Consider the following 16,625-nt stretch of genomic DNA (forward strand, 5'->3'; position numbering starts at 1 on the left):
GCTCCCCTAAACGTGGATAATACGGGTTTGAAATTTGGGGAAGGAATAATGGGCGAACTTACTCACCTCGACAGTCAGGGGCGGGCCAACATGGTCGATGTCTCGGATAAGGCCAGGACGGAGAGAATCGCGGTGGCCACCGGCAGGGTATTGATGCAGATGGAAACCCTGGAACTGATTGCCAGGGGAGACAGTAAAAAGGGTGACGTCCTCGGTACTGCCAGGCTTGCCGGTATACAGGCGGCCAAACGCTGTGCCGATCTGATCCCCCTGTGCCATCCCTTGATGCTGACGTCGATTAAAGTGGAGCTGGACCTGGACCGATCCGGCCCGGCTGTAACCATAGCCGCGACTTGCAAAGTCAATGGCCAGACCGGTGTCGAGATGGAAGCACTGACCGCCGTTTCAGTAGCGGCGCTGACAATCTATGATATGTGCAAGGCAGCGGATAAAGGTATGGTGATTACAGATATCTGCCTGCAGGAAAAATCCGGCGGCCGCAGCGGTCACTACACCAGGAGTTGATATGGTCTCTCTGCATTATTTTGCCAGCATCCGGGAAGCGGTGGGTCGTTCAAGCGAAGAACTGACTTTGCCTGGATCGGTTACCGATGTTCAGGGGCTGATTGAATACCTGGTGGCCAGAGATCCCGAAAAGCTCCAGATCCTGGCACTCGACAGCCGGGTGCTGGTAGCGGTAAACCAGACCGTGGTCGATCGCTCACAAGGCTTGCGGGGGGATGAGGAGGTCGCCTTTTTTCCACCCATGACCGGCGGCTGATGAAAGTGACCCTAAGCAAGATGAGGAAATAGCACAGTGCGCTATGTTGCAGTTCAACAGGAAGACTTTGATCTCGGTATTCAGGCCCGCCATCTGCGGGATATCGCCAGCAATGTGGGGGCCGTGTGCACTTTCACCGGCCTGGTGCGGGAATTTCAGCAGGATGCCGGCGACAGTTCGGTGAACGAACTCTTCCTGGAACACTATCCCGGCATGACCGAGAAAAGCCTGGCGGATATCATCGATCAGGCATTTAAGCGCTGGCCATTGCTGGGGTGTCGAGTCATACACCGGGTCGGGGCGCTGCAACCCGGTGACCAGATCGTGTTCGTGGGGACTGCCAGCGAGCATCGACAGGCTGCCTTTGAGTCGGCCCAGTTCGTGATGGATTACCTGAAGACGCGGGCGCCATTCTGGAAGCGTCAGAGCGGGGCTGACGGCAGTGAATGGGTAGAGCAGCGCAGCAGCGATGACGACGCTCTGGCGCGCTGGAAAAGCGGCGGCGCAGCGGATTAAGCGGAAGCAGACCTGTCTGCGCGGCCGCGGCCTTGAGTGGATGTCTTTTGTGGCTTTTTGTTCGGCCTGAGCTGTTCCTCTTCCTCCGGCAGCTCAAGGGCGCGCCATTGCCCCGGGTGCAGGCTGCCCAGCTCCCAGGGGCCGATTCGGATTCGCACCAGGCGCAGGGTAGGCAACCCGACTGCCGCAGTCATTCGCCGGACCTGACGGTTTTTCCCTTCACGCAAAGTGATTTCCATCCAGCTGGTCGGTATTTGTTTTCGAAACCTGACCGGCGGATTGCGTGGCCACAGATCCGGCTCCCTCAATAATCTGGCATCCGCAGGCTGGGTCTGACCATCTTTCAGCATCAGGCCCTCCCGCAGGCGGGCGAGCGCGACGGCATCGATTTCTCCCTCCACCTGTACCCAGTAGGTTTTGGCCATTTTGCGCCGCGGATGACTGATGCGATGTTGCAGGGCGCCGCTGTTCGTCAACAGTAGCAGGCCTTCCGAATCCTTATCGAGACGGCCGGCCGGGTAGACACCGGGGACACTGATGAATTGGGAGAGGGTCGAGGCAGGCTCGTCGCCGCTGAATTGGGATAGCACACCAAAAGGTTTATTGAACAGAATCAGTTTCGCCATTACTATCGCCGGGCTATCGATCGGGTTCAGGTAGCCGAAGTATGACCGGGAATCCCGCGGCTCGCCAGGCAATCTGAGGCTCCTCTGTTGGCCGCCTGAATAAGCGATACCGGCAGACAGCCAAGGCCGGCCCGCGCGTCATTGGCGCGCCGGCCGGCCTTGGGTAAATCCAGGTTCCTTCGCTTCAGAGGCCTTCAGGCCGTATCGGCACTGATGCTATCGGCCTCAGGTTCGTAAGCTGCCGATTCGACGTCTGAGTCATCTGTCACGGGTTGAATGTTTGCAGCGTGCAGCCCCTTAGGGCCCTCAACGGCGTCGAAGGAGACCAGTTGACCTGCCTTCAGGGTTTTGTAACCTTCCATACCGATGGCGCTATAGTGTGCGAAAAGATCATCACCGCCGTCGTCTGGAAGGATAAAGCCAAAACCCTTGGCATTATTGAACCACTTTACCTGCCCTGTGCTCATGGCAACACCTCTGGGATACTTCTTATTATTTATAGTTATTATCGATAGCTATCATCATTGCTAGCTAATACCCTCAAATCTATACAATATCCGCTGCCACTTGTCAAAAAGTCGCTTTGCCGCGAGGGCCATTGAAAAATGCCCGCAAAGCAGCCATGTTGTAGCAAGACCCGCTGCCACGTGGGATGCGAGGACTCTTGAGGGCTCATTGGCCCGGGATATGACCGGGTTGGTTTTTTTTCTGCAGAGGCGGAAAATAGTCACAGCTGGCCTGTGATAGAGCGCTGATAAAACCGGTCATTAATCAGGTACACTCAGCACATCCACAGGATGCAGCAGAGCGAAACAGGTAGTTAAAGAGAGAAAATAGTGGGACAACGGGATGCAAACGATGGGGCTGGGCACGATAGCGGTCTCGCGACCGAGACAGACAAGCCGAAACTGGCGCAGCCACCACTTTACAAGGTGGTGTTGATCAACGATGACTACACGCCGATGGATTTTGTGGTAGATGTATTGCGGGTGTTTTTTAACATGAACGTGGAGAAGGCGACCCAGGTTATGTTGAAAGTTCATACCGAGGGCAAGGGTGTTTGCGGTGTTTTCAGCAAGGACGTTGCTGAATCCAAAGCCGCCCAGGTAAACGATTATTCGAGAGAATGCGAACAGCCACTGCTTTGCAGTGTCGAAGTCGACAGATAGTAGGTTTTCATCATGTTAAGTAAAGACCTGGAAGCGACCCTCAATCAAGCCTTTAATGTAGCAAGAAAAAAACGTCATGAATTCATGACGGTAGAGCATTTACTTCTGGCGCTACTCGATAATGAGGTGGCGTCCGGTGTGCTGCTCGCCTGTCGTGCGGACATCCCTCGCCTGAAGGGCGAACTGGCGGATTTTGTAGACGCAACCACGCCCTTGATTCCTGAGGGCGAACCTGGCCGCGAAACGCAACCCACCCTGGGCTTTCAACGGGTTCTCCAGCGTGCCGTCTTCCACGTGCAGTCTTCCGGCAAGAACGAGGTCAGTGGTGCCAATGTGCTGGTGGCTATCTTCAGTGAGCAGGAGAGTCAGGCTGTCTACCTGCTCAAGCAGCAGGATATCGCTCGCATTGACGTGGTTAATTACATAACGCACGGGATTTCCAAGGAAACTGAAGGCTATCCCGGCGAGGGCAGCGAACCGGCGCCGGAACGACAGGACAGTGAAGGTGGCACGGGTGAACCGTCCAGCAGCGCGTTGGAGAGCTTCGCCACCAACCTGAATGCGCTCGCCAAGGCGGGCAAGATCGATCCGTTGATCGGGCGCGAAGAAGAGGTTACCCGCGTCATCCAGGTTCTGAGTCGCCGGCGCAAGAACAACCCCCTGCTGGTGGGCGAATCCGGCGTCGGCAAGACTGCTGTAGCCGAGGGGCTGGCTCGCAAGATCGTTGAAGGGGAGGTGCCCGAGGTGCTGGAGAACAGTGTGATCTACGCGCTGGATCTGGGCGCGCTGCTGGCCGGCACCAAGTACCGTGGTGATTTTGAAAAACGATTCAAAGCACTTCTTTCGGAATTGAAAAAGGACGAACACGCGGTCCTGTTTATCGACGAAATCCACACCATAATTGGTGCTGGCGCAGCGTCAGGGGGCGTCATGGATGCCTCAAACCTGCTTAAGCCGGCGCTTACCTCAGGCACCCTGCGCTGCCTCGGATCAACCACTTATCAGGAATATCGCGGCATTTTTGACAAAGATCGCGCATTATCGCGCCGCTTTCAGAAAATAGATGTAGAGGAGCCGGATGTCGAGACCACCTACAAGATTCTCAAGGGGCTGAAATCACGCTTTGAAGAACACCATGACCTGCGCTATTCCGACAAGGCCCTGAAAGCCGCTTCGGAACTGGCTGGTCGTTACATTAACGACCGCCACATGCCAGACAAGGCAATTGATGTCATTGACGAGGCGGGAGCTTACCAGCGCCTGCAGCCGCCGAGCCGCCGGAAGAAGCTGTTACAGGCCTCTGACATGGAAAGGATTGTTGCTTCTATCGCCAGGATTCCGCCTAAACACGTATCCAGTTCCGATATCGACGCGCTGAAGAGCCTGGAAACCAACCTGAAGATGGTCGTGTTCGGGCAGGACGAGGCGATCCAGGCCCTGGGCTCATCCATTAAACTGGCCCGGGCCGGACTCCGCGAAGGTGAAAAGCCTATCGGGTCCTATCTGTTTGCGGGGCCAACCGGGGTCGGCAAGACCGAAGTCAGTCGTCAGCTGGCAAACATTCTGGGTATCGAGTTGCTGCGCTTCGACATGTCCGAGTACATGGAGCGCCATACTGTGTCCCGACTGATCGGCGCACCGCCGGGCTACATCGGATTCGATCAGGGTGGCCTGATGACTGAAGCCGTTACCAAGAACCCCCATTGCGTGCTGTTGCTGGATGAAATAGAAAAAGCCCACCCGGACGTTTTTAATCTGCTTTTGCAGGTCATGGACCACGGCACCCTGACCGACAACAACGGCCGCAAGGCGGATTTCCGCAATGTCATTCTGATCATGACAACCAATGCCGGGGCGCAGGAAATGTCTCGACCATCAATCGGCTTTACCGAGCAGGATCACAGTTCAGACGGCATGGAGATCATTCGTAAAACGTTTACTCCGGAATTCCGCAATCGCCTTGACGCCATCATTCAATTTGGCGCGCTGGATCCAAAGACCATCCGTACCGTGGTCGACAAATTCCTGGTCGATCTCCAGGTTCAGCTGGACGATAAGAACGTACAGCTGGAGGTGGATGAGCTTGCCACGGACTGGTTTGTCAGCCACGGTTACAGCGAAACCATGGGGGCAAGACCCATGGCCAGGCTGGTGCAGGACAAGCTGAAAAAGCCGCTGGCTGAAGAAATCCTGTTTGGATCTCTGGCTGACAACGGTGGTGATGTTCACGTGACTGCCAAGAATGATGAGATAGTGATCACCTTCAAGGCGAAAGAGAAGCGCCAGGGTCAGAAGGCATTAACAGGTAGCGAGTAAGCGAGGAGGCCAGGCCCAGTCAATCCTGGGTTACCTGGCGCGATAGGTAATTCGCCCTTTGGTCAGGTCGTAAGGAGTCAATTCCACCCTGACCTGGTCACCGGTAAGAATTCGGATGTAGTTCTTGCGCATCTTTCCGGAAATATGAGCGGTCACAATGTGGCCGTTCTCCAGCTTGACTCTGAACATGGTGTTGGGAAGGGTCTCGACGACTTCTCCTTCCATTTCAATCTGATCTTCTTTCGCCATTAAATGGTCCGCACTGGTGGGTGAGGGGCGCATTGTGCCTGATTTTCGCCGGATTGGCAAAGCACTCAGCAGCTGTTCGATATACCCGGCGCGGTCCTGACCCGCTACTCCAGACGTATCCATTTTCCTTTGACGAACATCTCCAGTGGCCGGTAGCTGCTCTTATAGCTCATCTTCGGGCAATCCTTGACCCAGTAACCCAGATACAGATACGGCAGCCCAAGGGCACGCGCCTCCTGGATCTGCCACAGGATGACAAAATTACCCAGCGAGCGACGTTCTTCCCGCGGATCATAGAACGTGTAAACCGCCGACAGGCCGTGCTGCAGCTGATCAAGGACGCAGACTGCCAGCACACGGTCGTTCTGAAAGAATTCGAAAAACCGTGTCCCCTCTGGCTTGACTGAGATAAACGAGGCGTACTGCTCCGCGCTGGGAGGGTACATGTCGCCATCGGCGTGCCGCTGACTTATGTACTCGCAGTAAAGGTCAAAAGCCTCAGGATGATCAACAGCATCCTTTTCTCTAATGCTTAAATCACGGTTGCGATTGAGGACCCGGCGGTGACGTCGACCCGGCTGGAAATCGTTCACCAGGATGCGGGTGGAAATACAGGATTGACAGCCTTCACAGTCGGGTCTGTAGATATGGGAACCGCTGCGGCGGAAACCCCGTTCGGATAATTGCGAGTTGATAGAAGAGGTGAGTATGACCTCCGGATCCACGAAAAGCGTGGAAGCCTGGCGCCTCTTCAGGTAGCTGCAGTCGTGGGGAGCGGTGCGGAACAGCCGGACCGATTTTACAGCCTTGGATTCAGAGTTCATTTTTTAAGGTAGTCTCCGGTTCCTTGGGTTCGACGCCGGGCCAGTAGTGAGGTTTTCGTTGTCCGTTTATCAGCTTGCTCAACAGGCCCATGAATTCCTGGCGCGGTATTTCCCGTGCACCCAAGCTGCTGAGGTGAGGTGAGGCCACCTGGCAGTCAATAAGCTTATAGCCCCATTGTCGCAAGTGTTCTGTTAAAAAAACCAGTGCCAGTTTGGAACTATTTGAGCTGTGACTGAACATGGACTCCCCAAAGAACACCCGTCCCAGGGCAACGCCGTACAGGCCTCCCGCCAGATTCTCGCCGTCCCAGACTTCCACCGAATGCGCGATGCCGAGGCGGTGCAGGCGCTGGTAGGCATCGCTCAGCTCAGCGGTTATCCAGGTTCCTTCAGACTTGTTCCTGGGGCCGGCACAGGCACTGATAACCCCGGCGAAATCGGTATCCAGGGTAAGGCGCAACGGGTTTTTGCGAAGCAGTTTCCTGAGGCTGCGGGAAACGTGCAATTGTTCGGGAAACAGCACCATACGGGGGTCTGGCGTCCACCAGAGAATTGGCTGACCGGCTTCGAACCAGGGGAAAATGCCACGCTGATAGGCATGGATTAACCACTCCGGCCGGAGATCCCCGCCCGCCGCCAGCAGTCCGTTAGGGTCAGTCAGGGCCGACTCGACATCCGGGAAGCCGATCTTGGCAGGGTCCAGCCAGGCAAGTGACATCAGATTGCAGCGCAGTCAGATCAGTTGGCGTCCAGGAATTTTTCTGCATCCAGGGCGGCCATGCAGCCAAAGCCGGCGCTGGTTACTGCCTGCCGGTAGACGTGATCGGCAATGTCGCCTGCGGCAAAGACGCCAGCCACGCTGGTCTGTGTAGCGTTACCCTCGATGCCGCTATGGATTTTGACATAGCCGTTGCTCAATTCCAGTTGTCCCTGGAAGATTTCTGAGTTGGGCACATGACCGATGGCAATGAATACCCCGTCCACGGTTACCGGGGTGAGTTCGCCGGTGTCAACCTGTCTGGTATTGATACCGGTGACGCCCATGTCGTCTCCAACCACTTCATCCAGCACGTGATTCCAGAGGATGGTTATTTTGCCGGCGTCTACTTTCTCAAACAATTTGCCCTGCAGAATTTTCTCAGCCCTCAGGCTGTCGCGGCGGTGTACCAGCGTCACGTGAGATGCGATGTTGGCCAGATAGAGCGCTTCTTCTACCGCCGTGTTGCCGCCGCCGATCACTGCCACTGGCTTGTTACGGTAGAAAAACCCGTCACAGGTAGCACAGGCGCTGACGCCTTTACCCATGAACGCCTGTTCCGACTCCAGCCCCAGGTACTGTGCCGACGCACCGGTGGCTATTATCAGGGCATCACAGCTGTAATGGTTATTTTCACCTTCCAGAAGAAAGGGCCTTCGGCTCAGGTCGACCTTTTTTATATGATCAAAAATAACTCTAGATTCAAAGCGTTCAGCATGATTTTTCATGCGCTCCATCAAGTCAGGGCCTTGCAGGCCCTCCACATCACCCGGCCAGTTATCCACGTCGGTGGTGGTGGTCAGCTGTCCGCCCTGCTGCATGCCGGTAATGACTACCGGCTCAAGATTGGCCCTGGCTGCATAGATGGACGCGGTATAACCGGCTGGACCGGAGCCAAGGATGATCAGGCGGTGATGCAGGGTGTCAGTCATAAAGGAATCCTGTTTTACTGGCTTGGTAGCCGCCGACTTGAAGGCATTATGCACCGCGTGGCAGACGATCCGACCCGATGCAGTCTGATAAGTGCTCCGCTTCCAGCAAGGCCGCCCTGGTCGGAGCAGGTGCCCTGGAGGCGGCCACTATTCTACCTGTTTTCTGTCACCATGGCAGACCCGGAGGGATGGAATTGCCGCTAAGTATTCATACCCTGCAGCCGTTAACAATTTGATAGAATGGCGGCAGACCACGGGTTTCTGCGCCCGAATATAACCGATTGAATTCACGAGATTTATGAAAACGGCGAAAGAGCAAAACGAGACCAGTCACATGATGCAGCGCGTGATGCGCGAAGGCATGTTGATTGTCTACTTCCTGGCCGGGCTGTTTCTGCTCATAGCCTTACTGACCTACTCGCCCAGCGATCCAGGTTTTACAACCACTGGCAGCGGTGACGATATCTATAATGCGGTTGGCAGCTATGGAGCATGGCTGGCCGATTTCCTGCTTTACCTGTTTGGTTACTTTGCTTACCTTTTTCCGGCCTTCCTGGCTTACCAGGCCTACCGCTCTTTTCAGGAGTCAGAACTCGAAAAAGGCTTTTCCTGGTCCCTGTTCGGGCTCAAGATCGCCGGTTTTACGCTGGTAGTGCTGGCGGCCTGTGGCCTAGCCACCCTGCATATGGCGAATGGGACGCCGGACGCTTTCAATGCCGGGGGCATCATTGGTTCCCTGGTGGCTGATCTGACCGTTCCGGTCTTTGCAGTCCTAGGTGCTACGCTGCTTTGCATCGCACTCTTTCTATTCGGGCTGACTATTACGGCAGAAATTTCCTGGCTGCAGGTTATCGATGGTCTCGGGGCCATGACGCTAGGCCTGATCGCTTCCGTTACCGAGTACCTGCGCCGCTGGAGTGACGAGCGTCGGCAGAAGTCTGTGACCCGCAATCGACTGGAAACCCGTAAGCGCGAGCTGAAAACCCAGCTTGCCAAAGAAAAGAAACGGGTTCCGCCCACTATCGCGGCGCCTCCCGCGAAGCCAGTGGAACCCAGCAAACGGGTGGAGAAAGAAAAGCAGGGGAAACTGTTCCCCGCTTCGTCGGTAAAAGAATTGCCGGGGCTGAGCCTGCTGGATCAGGGGCAGGAAAATCCAGAAGGCGGGTATTCCAAGGAATCACTGGAAGCCATGTCCAAGCTGCTGGAAATAAAGTTAAAGGACTTTGGTATTGATATCGAAGTGACGGCGGTCAACCCCGGCCCGGTGATTACCCGGTTTGAAGTGCAGCCGGCGCCGGGTATCAAGGTGAGCCGGATCACCAACCTGGTGAAGGATCTGGCCAGATCCCTCGCCGTGGTGAGTGTTCGCGTAGTTGAGGTGATTCCCGGCAAAACCGTCATCGGAATAGAGATTCCCAACGAGAACCGCGAGATTATTCTGCTCAGCCAGGTGCTTGCCTCCCACGAGTTCGACAAGGCGAGTTCACCGCTCAGCCTGGCGCTTGGCCATGATATCGTGGGTAAGCCGGTCATCGTCGACCTGGCAAAAATGCCGCATCTGCTGGTAGCGGGCACCACCGGCTCCGGTAAATCAGTCGGCATCAACGCCATGATTCTCAGCATGCTGTACAAATCCACTCCTGAACATGTACGCATGATCATGATCGATCCCAAGATGCTGGAACTGTCGGTCTACGACGGCATACCGCATCTCCTGACGCCGGTAATCACCGACATGAAAGATGCTGCCAATGGCCTGCGCTGGTGCGTGGCCGAGATGGAACGTCGTTACAAGCTGATGTCAATGCTTGGGGTCAGAAACCTGGCCGGTTACAACAAGAAGGTTCTGGAAGCGAGCAAGTTGGGTAAACCCATACTCGATCCACTCTGGCAGCCGGATCCAATGATTCTGGAAGAGGAGCAGGCGGCGTCGGAACTGGAACCGTTGCCACATATAGTCGTGCTGGTGGACGAACTGGCGGATATGATGATGGTGGTGGGCAAAAAGGTTGAAGAGCTTATTGCCCGTATCGCCCAGAAAGCCAGAGCCGCAGGTATACACCTTATTCTCGCCACACAGCGTCCGTCCGTCGATGTGCTGACCGGTCTCATCAAGGCCAACATACCTACCCGTCTGGCGTTCATGGTGCAGTCCAAGGTTGATTCACGCACGATCCTTGGTGAGGGCGGGGCGGAGCAGCTGCTCGGCCATGGGGATATGCTGCTGCTGCCGCCGGGTGGCGGTGTGGCGACCCGGGTTCATGGTGCGTTTGTCAGCGACGAGGAGGTGCACCGGGTAGTGGCCGACTGGAAGCAGCGTGGCTCTCCGCAATACGTGCATGAAATCACTCAGGGCGTCGACGAGACAGCAATGGGCATGGGGGGCGGTGCCAGCGGCGGAGAGGGTGAGGAAGACGATGATCTCTATGACGAAGCCGTCCGCTTTGTAACGGAAAGCCGTAAAGCGTCCATTTCGGCAGTGCAGCGTAAACTGCGGGTAGGTTATAACCGGGCCGCCCGCATGATTGAAACCATGGAGGCGGCCGGTGTGGTCTCGGAGATGGGCAGTAACGGCAGTCGTGAAGTCATTGCGCCACCGCCGCCGAGGGACTGATTTTATCCGCTGTCTCTCTGCACTTCTTTAGCCACGGGGCGGATCGCTGCCGCCGCTCGGGTCCGTCAGGTGGTTAAACAGGGAAGGGGGCAAGTGCTGTGAGCCACCGTGTTGGCATCTCGTTTTTTTGGTCTGATGGCTTCGATGCAGGACTATTCACATTCCATTCACTTTACACACGACACAATGAAAACCATGCGTAATTATCTGACCCGGTGTATTGTTGCGATCGCCTTGCTGACATCCGCTTTGAATGCGTCGGCACAGGGGGCGGCGGACGCCCTGAGCAGACTGGATGCACTGCTGTCGGGGATCGAAACGATGACCGCGGATGTCACCCAGTTGATAGTGGAATCCGACGGTGGCGTCCTGGAAGAAAGCAGCATCAGGATGAAGCTGAAAAGGCCGGGCGGGTTTTACTGGGAGACCGTGGAGCCGTTTCCCGAGCTGATTGTTACTGACGGTATTTACCTGTGGAATTACCAGCCGGACCTGGAGCAGGTGGTGGTGGAAAACTGGGATGCCAGTCGCTCTGAGCTGGCAGCGCAGTTACTCAGCGGTAACACGGCCAATCTTACGGAGGAATACCAGCTTAGTGAGCGGGACACGGGCGAGACGGAATTCTCCGAGTTTGTCCTGCAGCCGCTGGATGCCGATAATATTTATCGCCAGATTGTTCTTACGTTTCTCGGCCGGCAGCTGGATATGATCTATGTCGACAACAGCAATGGCCAGAAAACCGTCTGGCAATTCGCCAATATTGCTCTCAATTCACCGCTGCCTGATCAGGATTTTGTGTTCGAGCCAAGTGGGGGCATCGAGGTCATAGAAAACACTTACGTGCAATAGCACAGGATTCGATTGCCTGCGTGCGGGGCTTCATGGCCGACTCGTTGTTACAGGAAGAAAACGAAGAACAGTACCAGCCGCTGGCTGCTCGGATGCGCCCCCGAAAGCTGGACCAATTTATCGGTCAGCAGCACATTCTGGCTCCTGGTAAAGCGCTCTATCAGGCGATCAGCCAGGGCAACATGCATTCCATGGTTTTCTGGGGCCCGCCCGGGGTCGGTAAAACCACGCTGGCTCGCATAATCGCGGCAACGACGGAGAGTCGCTTCGAAAGCCTGTCGGCAGTGTTGGCCGGTGTAAAGGACATTCGCGAAGCGGTAGAGCGAGCCAGGCATCACCGCCAGGGCAGGGGGCAGCAGACCCTGCTTTTCGTGGACGAAGTTCACCGTTTCAACAAAGCCCAGCAGGATGCTTTTCTCCCCCATATTGAAGAAGGCACCATCATCTTTATCGGCGCTACCACTGAAAACCCCGCCTTTGAGCTTAATAACGCGCTGTTATCCAGGGCGCGGGTCTATGTGTTGAAGAGCCTGACTGAGGAACAACTGATTGAACTGCTTGTTCGTGTTATGGAGGATGATGAGAAGGGCCTGGGTAAGCTGGCATTGCAGATGGACGAGGGTGCAGCCCTGGCCCTGGCCCGGGCGAGTGATGGCGATGCCCGTCGACTATTGAACCTGCTGGAAATTGCCGCTGATATGGCCACTGAGACAGAGAGTGGTACCCTGGTCATCAGTCCCGATACCGTTGCTCAGGTGACGCTGGAAAGTCTGCAGCGCTTCGATAAGGGCGGCGATCTTTTTTACGATCAGATATCGGCATTGCACAAGGCGGTGCGCGGCAGCTCTCCCGATGCGGCGCTGTACTGGCTTACCCGCATGTTGGACGGGGGGTGTGATCCGTTATATATTGCGCGCCGCATGTTGCGTATGGCCAGCGAAGACATTGGCAACGCAGACCCCAGAGCCCTGCAGCTGGCGCTGGCGGGCTGGGATTCCTGGCAGCGGCTGGGTAGTCCGGAAGGTGATCTGGCACTCGCGCAGGTGGTTATTTACCTGGCCTGCGCGCCTAAGAGCAATGCCGTGTATGAGGCGGCGCACAGCGCCAGTGCGACAGTCAAACAATCCGGCAGCATGGACGTGCCACCGCATCTGCGTAATGCGGTTTCCAGCCTGGCGAAGGAGCTGGGCCATGGCGAGAGCTACAGGTATGCCCATGACGAGGCTGGTGGCTTTGCCGCCGGGGAGAATTACTTCCCGGAATCTCTGCGCAATGCTGAGTTCTATTTCCCCAGGGACGTGGGCCTGGAAAGCAGAATTCGGGAGAAGCTGGAGCATCTCAAGCAATTGAATCGGGCCAGCGACACCAAGCGTTATAACGACTGAGCAGGAGCGTCGACTACAGGATGAGCTATTATCTGGCCATTGCCCTTGGCGGCGCGTTCGGTGCCGTCTGCCGTTACTGGCTGATCAGTCTGGCCGAGCGTCACAACACGGGGTTATTTCCGGTGGGAACGTTGGCTGTCAATGTCGTGGGTTCGCTGCTGATTGGTATTCTGTTTGTGATGCTGACAGAAAAAATTCAACTGGCAGCCTACCTGCGGCCTTTACTGGTAATCGGGTTTCTCGGGGCGTTGACAACTTTTTCCACCTTCTCACTGGATGCCCTGCTACTGATGCAGCAGGGGCTGTTTTTTTCGGCCTTAAGCTACATCGTGGCCAGTGTTGTCTCCTGCATCCTGGCGGCCTGGGCCGGCATGAGCCTGGTGCGATATGTAATTTAGCCCGGTTGAAGATAATCGGATAACTGCCTTTATGAGGGCAAGCTAAGGTTTTTCACAGATTTCAGACAAGGAAAATTGACTACATGTTAGACCCCAAATGGTTGCGGGCCGAACCCCAAAAGCTGGCCGAGCTGTTAAAAAAGAAACGCTTTGTTCTGGACCTGGACAAGGTGCAGGCACTTGATAGCAGGCGCAAGGAGCTGCAGCTGGAAACAGAACATCTTCAGGGTGAGCGCAATAATCGTTCCAAAATGATAGGCAAGGCCAAGGCGGCGGGCGAAGATGCCAGCGAATTGATGCAGGCTGTCGGCGAGATCAATCAGCAGCTTGAAGTGCTGAAATCATCGTTAGCTGAGGTTCAGGACGAACTTCAGGACATGCTCACCGCGGTACCGAATATCCCCCATGAATCCGTACCCGAAGGTAACGATGAGTCAGCCAATGTGCTTGTCGACAGCTGGGGTACGCCGGGAGAATTTGCCTTTGAAGTCAGGGATCATGTTGCGCTCGGGGAAGGCTTGAGCGGGGGTGTGCCTGTGGACAAGGCGATGGATTTCGCTGCCGCTACCAAGATCGCGGGAGCCCGTTTCGCCGTGATGCGGGGCCCGCTTGCACGGCTTCATCGCGCGCTGATTCAACTGATGCTGGACACTCACACCGGAGAGAATGGTTATACCGAGGTTTATGTGCCTTATCTGGTCAATGCTGACTCGCTGTTTGGAACATCTCAATTGCCGAAGTTCGAAGAAGACCTGTTCAAGATCGGGGGCGAGCATGGCTTTTATCTGATACCGACCGCCGAAGTGCCTGTCACTAATCTGGTCCGTGACGAAATTCTCGACCCCGAAGTACTGCCGCTGAAGTTTGCTGCCCATACCCCTTGTTTCCGCAGCGAAGCAGGGTCCTACGGTAGAGACACGCGCGGCATGATCCGCCAACACCAGTTTGAAAAGGTTGAGTTGGTGCAGATCGTTCACCCGGAGCAGTCAGAGCAGGCTCTTGAAGAACTCACGGGACATGCCGAAGCAATACTGCAGAAACTCAAGCTTCCCTATCGCAAGGTAGTCCTCTGCGGTGGCGACCTGGGTTTTGGCTCGCACAAGACCTATGACCTGGAAGTCTGGCTACCGTCGCAGAACTGCTATCGGGAAATTTCATCCTGCAGTTCCTTCACCGATTTTCAGGCGCGGCGAATGCAGGCGCGTTTTCGTAACCCGCAAACCGGCAAGCCTGAGCTGGTTCACACGTTGAACGGTTCGGGCCTGGCAGTGGGTCGGACGCTGGTAGCCATTCTGGAAAATTTTCAGACCGTCGATGGCAAGGTGCTCATCCCTGAGGCCCTGCAGCCCTATATGGCGGGCCAGTCCATACTGGAGTAGCAATGGATTACCTGCCGGTTTTCCTTGATGTGAAAGGCAGGAAATGCCTGCTGGTTGGCGGTGGAGAGGTGGCGCTGCGCAAGGCCCGACTGCTGCTTCGCGCGGGTGCCAGCCTGCGGGTGATCGCCGAGCGTATCGACCCACCACTGCAGGCTCTGCTGGCACCAGACCCGCATCAGTTTCGTCTCGGCCTCTTTACTTCCGATGATCTGGAGGGTGTCGCTCTGGTAGTGGCGGCCACGGATGACGAGGCAGTCAATCAACAAGTCTCCGAGCAGGCACAGGCACGACAGATTCCCGTCAATGCTGTCGACCAGCCAGGCTTATGCACACTTATTTTTCCAGCTCTGGTTGATCGCAGCCCGGTGGTGGTGGCAATTTCAAGCGGGGGAAGCTCCCCGGTGCTGGCGCGCAAGATCAAGGAAATGGTGGAGGTTCAGCTGCCAGGGGCAACGGGCACGCTGGCCGAACTGCTTGGCAGTTATCGCCAACGCGTTAAAGAACAGGTCACCGCTTTCGATGCCCGTCTGCGTTTCTGGGAGCAGGTGCTGGATAGCGATGTCCCGGAGCTGGTTTACAGCGGCCAGTTGCAGCAGGCTCATTCGCAGCTCGAAGAGATGCTCGCTGACGCCAACGCTCGCAGCCCCCGAGGGGAAGTCTATCTCGCAGGAGCGGGCCCGGGTGATCCTGACCTGCTGACACTGAAAGCATTGCGCCTTCTGCAGAAGGCCGATGTGGTGCTGTACGACCGGCTGGTGTCTGATGCCATCCTGGCCAAAATACGCCCCGATGCCGAACGTATTCATGTGGGCAAAGAGCGTTCCACCCATCTGGTTCCCCAGGACCGGATCAATGAAATGCTGGTGGAACTGGCCAGGCAGGGAAAACGGGTTCTGCGGCTGAAGGGCGGCGACCCCTTCATTTTCGGCCGCGGCGGAGAAGAGATGGCATCGTTGATCGATGAAGATATTCCGTTTCAGATCGTGCCCGGCATTACCGCCGCATCGGGCTGCGCCGCCTACGCGGGTATACCATTGACGCACCGGGAACATGCCCATTCGGTGCTGTTTCTAACCGGTCATTTCAAAAATGAAGACGAAGAACCGGATTGGAAGTGCCTGGCCGTGCACAAGCAGACCCTGGTGTTCTATATGGGCCTTATGAACCTGGCGACCATTTGCGCCCGTCTGATCGAGCATGGTCTGTCCGCAACAACATCCGCCGCACTGATCCAGAAAGGGACCACGACGGAGCAACTCGTCGTTGCCGCTGATCTGGCAGGACTGCCTGCCCTGGTCGAGAAGAAAGGGGTGCGTGCTCCCACATTATTGATCGTGGGCGAGGTCGTCAGGCTGCGGGATAAGCTGAGCTGGTATGAACCGCTTGGCGTAACCGATAGCGAGCGCTGAGTGGACCCGGGCATCTGAAATGAAGCACCGGGTGCCATTTCTTTGTTTCAGTCACTGTCGGCTGGTGGGACAGTAGCAGGTCAGAGGCAGTTAGCCGGGCGGGGCAGGCCGGCAATCTTATTAACCGTTCTGGCGGCACTGCCACCAAACAGTTTCATCAGGTAAACACTGCGGCCTTTGTCATCGCCCAGCTGCTGCTTGACCAGCTTTACCAGCGGGCGCATCGGTGGGGAAAGCTGATACTGGGCGTAGAATTCCCGGACCGCCTCAATCACCTCCCAGTGAGCGTCGCGGAGCCTGATCTGGCAGCTTTCTGCCAGTGATACCGCCACTTCTCTGTCCCAGTCATCGAGGTTCTTGAGGTAGCCTTCGCTGTCTATCGCGACAAGGCGGTCTTTACACTGCAGGAATCGATTCATGG

Annotated in this window: 18 protein-coding genes; 11 read left to right on the forward strand and 7 right to left on the reverse strand. The window is 56.2% G+C overall.

The annotated features are described in order from the left end of the window. Nucleotides 1-48: 48 nt before the first annotated feature. Genes moaC through moaE form a run of 3 tightly spaced genes read left to right on the forward strand, consistent with a single transcriptional unit; the run spans nt 49 to nt 1,297 of the window. Entirely contained in the window at nt 49-525 is a 477-nt protein-coding gene (moaC, locus tag R3F50_16850; GenBank protein MEZ5491959.1) for a cyclic pyranopterin monophosphate synthase MoaC, read from the forward strand. A 1-nt stretch (nt 526) separates the two neighbouring features. Continuing rightward, nucleotides 527-781 carry a molybdopterin converting factor subunit 1 gene (moaD, locus tag R3F50_16855; GenBank protein ID MEZ5491960.1) on the forward strand — a complete coding sequence of 85 codons (255 nt, stop codon included), beginning with the start codon at nt 527-529 and terminating at the stop codon, nt 779-781. Nucleotides 782-817: 36 nt separating this feature from the next. Further along, nucleotides 818-1,297, forward strand: coding sequence for a molybdopterin synthase catalytic subunit MoaE (moaE, locus tag R3F50_16860; protein ID MEZ5491961.1), 480 nt, complete (start codon nt 818-820; stop codon nt 1,295-1,297). On the opposite strand, the gene R3F50_16865 is transcribed toward moaE, so the two are convergent. Together R3F50_16865 and R3F50_16870 are read right to left on the reverse strand one after the other, a co-directional pair. Further along, nucleotides 1,294-1,923 carry a pseudouridine synthase gene (locus R3F50_16865; GenBank protein MEZ5491962.1) on the reverse strand — a complete coding sequence of 210 codons (630 nt, stop codon included), beginning with the start codon at nt 1,921-1,923 and terminating at the stop codon, nt 1,294-1,296. The genes moaE and R3F50_16865 overlap by 4 nt on opposite strands. 194 nt (nt 1,924-2,117) lie before the next feature. Continuing rightward, complete coding sequence (locus R3F50_16870; GenBank protein ID MEZ5491963.1) at nt 2,118-2,390, reverse strand: cold shock domain-containing protein; 273 nt, start codon at nt 2,388-2,390, stop codon at nt 2,118-2,120. A 369-nt stretch (nt 2,391-2,759) separates the two neighbouring features. Here R3F50_16870 and clpS point away from each other — a divergent pair, with 369 nt between their 5' ends. Next, nucleotides 2,760-3,092, forward strand: a complete 333-nt coding sequence (clpS, locus tag R3F50_16875) for an ATP-dependent Clp protease adapter ClpS (GenBank protein ID MEZ5491964.1) — start codon at nt 2,760-2,762, stop codon at nt 3,090-3,092. Between the two features lie 12 nt (nt 3,093-3,104). After that, on the forward strand, nt 3,105-5,408 hold the full coding sequence (gene clpA / locus R3F50_16880; protein ID MEZ5491965.1) for an ATP-dependent Clp protease ATP-binding subunit ClpA: 2,304 nt from the start codon (nt 3,105-3,107) through the stop codon (nt 5,406-5,408). Nucleotides 5,409-5,438: 30 nt separating this feature from the next. On the opposite strand, the gene infA is transcribed toward clpA, so the two are convergent. The 4 genes from infA to trxB form a co-directional block, all read right to left on the reverse strand. After that, nucleotides 5,439-5,657 (reverse strand): translation initiation factor IF-1, encoded by a 219-nt coding sequence (gene infA, locus R3F50_16885; protein ID MEZ5491966.1) that lies wholly within the window; start codon nt 5,655-5,657, stop codon nt 5,439-5,441. Between the two features lie 104 nt (nt 5,658-5,761). Then, the gene (locus R3F50_16890) at nt 5,762-6,481 is read right to left on the reverse strand and encodes an arginyltransferase (GenBank protein ID MEZ5491967.1); all 720 of its coding nucleotides are present in this window, start codon (nt 6,479-6,481) and stop codon (nt 5,762-5,764) included. Then, entirely contained in the window at nt 6,471-7,199 is a 729-nt protein-coding gene (gene aat, locus R3F50_16895; protein MEZ5491968.1) for a leucyl/phenylalanyl-tRNA--protein transferase, read from the reverse strand. The genes R3F50_16890 and aat overlap by 11 nt, the downstream gene beginning before the upstream one ends. 20 nt (nt 7,200-7,219) lie before the next feature. Then, nucleotides 7,220-8,170: a thioredoxin-disulfide reductase gene (gene trxB, locus R3F50_16900; GenBank protein ID MEZ5491969.1), complete on the reverse strand. Its 951-nt coding sequence runs from the start codon at nt 8,168-8,170 to the stop codon at nt 7,220-7,222. A gap of 298 nt (nt 8,171-8,468) precedes the next feature. Between trxB and R3F50_16905 the strand changes: the two genes are divergently transcribed. From R3F50_16905 to cysG, 6 genes are all read left to right on the forward strand, one after another. Beyond that, the gene (locus R3F50_16905; protein MEZ5491970.1) at nt 8,469-10,784 is read left to right on the forward strand and encodes a DNA translocase FtsK 4TM domain-containing protein; all 2,316 of its coding nucleotides are present in this window, start codon (nt 8,469-8,471) and stop codon (nt 10,782-10,784) included. Nucleotides 10,785-10,892: 108 nt separating this feature from the next. Next, on the forward strand, nt 10,893-11,633 hold the full coding sequence (lolA, locus tag R3F50_16910; protein MEZ5491971.1) for an outer membrane lipoprotein chaperone LolA: 741 nt from the start codon (nt 10,893-10,895) through the stop codon (nt 11,631-11,633). Between the two features lie 32 nt (nt 11,634-11,665). Further along, nucleotides 11,666-13,018, forward strand: coding sequence for a replication-associated recombination protein A (locus tag R3F50_16915; protein ID MEZ5491972.1), 1,353 nt, complete (start codon nt 11,666-11,668; stop codon nt 13,016-13,018). 20 nt (nt 13,019-13,038) lie between these two features. After that, nucleotides 13,039-13,416 carry a fluoride efflux transporter CrcB gene (crcB, locus tag R3F50_16920; protein ID MEZ5491973.1) on the forward strand — a complete coding sequence of 126 codons (378 nt, stop codon included), beginning with the start codon at nt 13,039-13,041 and terminating at the stop codon, nt 13,414-13,416. An 83-nt stretch (nt 13,417-13,499) separates the two neighbouring features. After that, nucleotides 13,500-14,795 carry a serine--tRNA ligase gene (gene serS / locus R3F50_16925; protein MEZ5491974.1) on the forward strand — a complete coding sequence of 432 codons (1,296 nt, stop codon included), beginning with the start codon at nt 13,500-13,502 and terminating at the stop codon, nt 14,793-14,795. A gap of 2 nt (nt 14,796-14,797) precedes the next feature. Beyond that, on the forward strand, nt 14,798-16,204 hold the full coding sequence (gene cysG, locus R3F50_16930; protein MEZ5491975.1) for a siroheme synthase CysG: 1,407 nt from the start codon (nt 14,798-14,800) through the stop codon (nt 16,202-16,204). Nucleotides 16,205-16,284: 80 nt separating this feature from the next. Here cysG and R3F50_16935 read toward each other — a convergent pair whose 3' ends face one another. Continuing rightward, entirely contained in the window at nt 16,285-16,623 is a 339-nt protein-coding gene (locus R3F50_16935) for a TusE/DsrC/DsvC family sulfur relay protein (GenBank protein ID MEZ5491976.1), read from the reverse strand. Between the last annotated feature and the right edge of the window lie 2 nt (nt 16,624-16,625).

The organism is Gammaproteobacteria bacterium (assembly GCA_041395725.1).
GTDB lineage: Bacteria > Pseudomonadota > Gammaproteobacteria > Pseudomonadales > Pseudohongiellaceae > NORP240.

Excerpts from the sequence above, each read along its gene's own strand:
- serS (MEZ5491974.1), top strand. The coding sequence starts at position 13,500 with ATGTTAGACCCCAAATGGTTGCGGGCCGAACCCCAAAAGCTGGCCGAG.
- R3F50_16870 (MEZ5491963.1), bottom strand. The coding sequence starts at position 2,390 with ATGAGCACAGGGCAGGTAAAGTGGTTCAATAATGCCAAGGGTTTTGGC.
- moaC (MEZ5491959.1), top strand. The coding sequence starts at position 49 with ATGGGCGAACTTACTCACCTCGACAGTCAGGGGCGGGCCAACATGGTC.
- R3F50_16905 (MEZ5491970.1), top strand. The coding sequence starts at position 8,469 with ATGAAAACGGCGAAAGAGCAAAACGAGACCAGTCACATGATGCAGCGC.
- aat (MEZ5491968.1), bottom strand. The coding sequence starts at position 7,199 with ATGTCACTTGCCTGGCTGGACCCTGCCAAGATCGGCTTCCCGGATGTC.
- moaD (MEZ5491960.1), top strand. The coding sequence starts at position 527 with ATGGTCTCTCTGCATTATTTTGCCAGCATCCGGGAAGCGGTGGGTCGT.
- crcB (MEZ5491973.1), top strand. The coding sequence starts at position 13,039 with ATGAGCTATTATCTGGCCATTGCCCTTGGCGGCGCGTTCGGTGCCGTC.
- trxB (MEZ5491969.1), bottom strand. The coding sequence starts at position 8,170 with ATGACTGACACCCTGCATCACCGCCTGATCATCCTTGGCTCCGGTCCA.
- R3F50_16915 (MEZ5491972.1), top strand. The coding sequence starts at position 11,666 with ATGGCCGACTCGTTGTTACAGGAAGAAAACGAAGAACAGTACCAGCCG.
- R3F50_16865 (MEZ5491962.1), bottom strand. The coding sequence starts at position 1,923 with ATGGCGAAACTGATTCTGTTCAATAAACCTTTTGGTGTGCTATCCCAA.
- clpA (MEZ5491965.1), top strand. The coding sequence starts at position 3,105 with ATGTTAAGTAAAGACCTGGAAGCGACCCTCAATCAAGCCTTTAATGTA.
- cysG (MEZ5491975.1), top strand. The coding sequence starts at position 14,798 with ATGGATTACCTGCCGGTTTTCCTTGATGTGAAAGGCAGGAAATGCCTG.
- R3F50_16890 (MEZ5491967.1), bottom strand. The coding sequence starts at position 6,481 with ATGAACTCTGAATCCAAGGCTGTAAAATCGGTCCGGCTGTTCCGCACC.
- infA (MEZ5491966.1), bottom strand. The coding sequence starts at position 5,657 with ATGGCGAAAGAAGATCAGATTGAAATGGAAGGAGAAGTCGTCGAGACC.
- R3F50_16935 (MEZ5491976.1), bottom strand. The coding sequence starts at position 16,623 with ATGAATCGATTCCTGCAGTGTAAAGACCGCCTTGTCGCGATAGACAGC.